This is a genomic window from Pseudomonas sp. AP19 (genome assembly GCF_001728855.1).
Lineage (GTDB): Bacteria > Pseudomonadota > Gammaproteobacteria > Pseudomonadales > Pseudomonadaceae > Aquipseudomonas > Aquipseudomonas fluorescens.
In genome coordinates this window covers 1-1,884 of the sequence record NZ_LXJP01000129.1, presented here as the reverse complement: position 1 = coordinate 1,884, position 1,884 = coordinate 1, and the positions used below count along the sequence as shown (strand labels likewise).

The window sequence follows — 1,884 nt, the reverse complement described above, 5'->3', positions numbered from 1 at the left end:
GGTCATCACGTGCCAGTGATGCTCACCCTTGAGTTCCTCCCCTGGGTGGGCCATGTGCCAGGCCTCTACCTTCTTGTGGGCATTCTCGATCATCACCACTGCGGCGTCGACCATGGCGCCGATAGCGATGGCGATCCCGCCCAAGGACATGATGTTGGCATTGATGCCTTGGTAGCGCATGACGATGAAAGCAATCAACACCCCCACTGGCAGGGAGATAATTGCTACCAGGGATGAGCGCAGGTGCCAGAGAAAGATCCCGCAGACCAACGCGACGACGATGAACTCTTCGATCAGCTTGTGGCTGAGGTTTTCCACGGCACGATCAATCAACTTGCTGCGGTCGTAGGTGGTGACGATTTCTACCCCGGCCGGCAAACTGCTTTTCAGCTCGTCGAGTTTGGTTTTGACCGCCGCAATGGTTTCACGAGCATTCTTACCGCTGCGCAGAATCACCACGCCGCCGACAGTCTCACCTTCGCCATCCAGTTCGGTGATGCCTCGACGCATCTCAGGCCCCAACTGAATCGTGGCAACATCGCCCAGAGTGACCGGCACACCGCCCGTGCCCAGTTTGAGTGGGATAGCGCGAAAGTCATTGAGCGTCTTCAGGTAGCCGGAAGCTCGTACGATGAACTCTGTCTCCGCCATTTCCAGCACGGCCCCACCGGTTTCCTGATTGGCCTTGCCGATCGCCTCGGTCACCTCAGACTGCGTGATACCCAAGTTCGCCAACTTAAGCGGATCAAGTTGGACCTGGTACTGTTTGACCATGCCACCCACGGTGGCCACTTCCGCAACGTTCGGCAGTGTCTTGAGCTCGAACTTGAGAAACCAATCCTGTAGGGCTCGCAGTTGCGCCAGATCGTGCCCACCACTGCGATCAACCAGCGCGTACTGAAAAATCCAGCCAACCCCTGTGGCATCAGGTCCTAAGGCGGGCTTGGCACTGGCCGGAAGGCGACTCTGTATCTGGCTCAGGTATTCCAACACCCGCGAGCGGGCCCAGTACAAGTCAGTTCCGTCTTCGAACAGCACGTAAACGAAGCTGTCGCCAAAGAAGGAATAACCGCGCACAGTCTTGGCCCCAGGCACTGAGAGCATGGTGGTTGCCAATGGATAGGTCACCTGGTTCTCGACGATCTGTGGGGCTTGGCCTGGATAAGGTGTACGGATAATTACCTGAACATCCGACAGGTCTGGCAATGCATCGATGGGCGTACTTTGAACCGCCCAGATACCCCATGCCGTGACGAACAGCGTCGCCAGCAACACAAGAAAGCGGTTGGCCACCGACCAGCGAATAAGGGCCGCAATCATGGCTGGCTCCCAGAGCGTTCCAGACGCTCAACGCGCAGACCATCATCCGTCTGGCTGACAGCAATCCGAACCTTGTCGCCCGTTTTTAGGCCCTTCATCAGAGCTGGAGTGGCGAGAGGGAAAGTCATCGTCATGCCTGGCATACCCAATGTCTTGAAGGGACCGTGGGCGAGCGTGACTTCTTTGTCGTTGATCTCAACGATCTGACCATCGGCCTCATGCAAAGCTCCGACGGTTACAGTAGATGGCGAAACGTCCAATGAGCTTGCGACAACGCCCTTGAGACTGGCCTCCGAGTCGAGCAGGAACTGGCCAGAGGTCACCACTTTCTGCCCCTCTTCCAAGCCTTTCAATATCGCCGTCTTGCCATCGTTATCCTGGCCTAACTGCACCTCCACCGGGCGATAGCGGCCAGCGTCTTCAGCGAGCATCACCAACGCACGTCGACCGGTACGAATGACGGCCTCGCTCGGCACCCACAAAACACTTTGCTCCGTCGAACGATTGAGGCTTACCTGTGCGGTCAAACCTGGTCTGAGTCGACCATCCGGATTGGGTAACTCG

Annotated in this window: 2 protein-coding genes; both read right to left on the bottom strand. The window is 57.3% G+C overall.

Annotated features, from left to right (window positions below):
• Positions 1-1,320: efflux RND transporter permease subunit (locus tag A7D21_RS33905; protein WP_141718326.1), on the bottom strand; the 1,320-nt coding region annotated here is incomplete at its 3' end.
• On the bottom strand, positions 1,317-1,884 hold a 568-nt coding region (locus A7D21_RS33900; RefSeq protein WP_171902675.1), incomplete at its 5' end, for a copper-binding protein. The genes A7D21_RS33905 and A7D21_RS33900, both read right to left, overlap by 4 nt.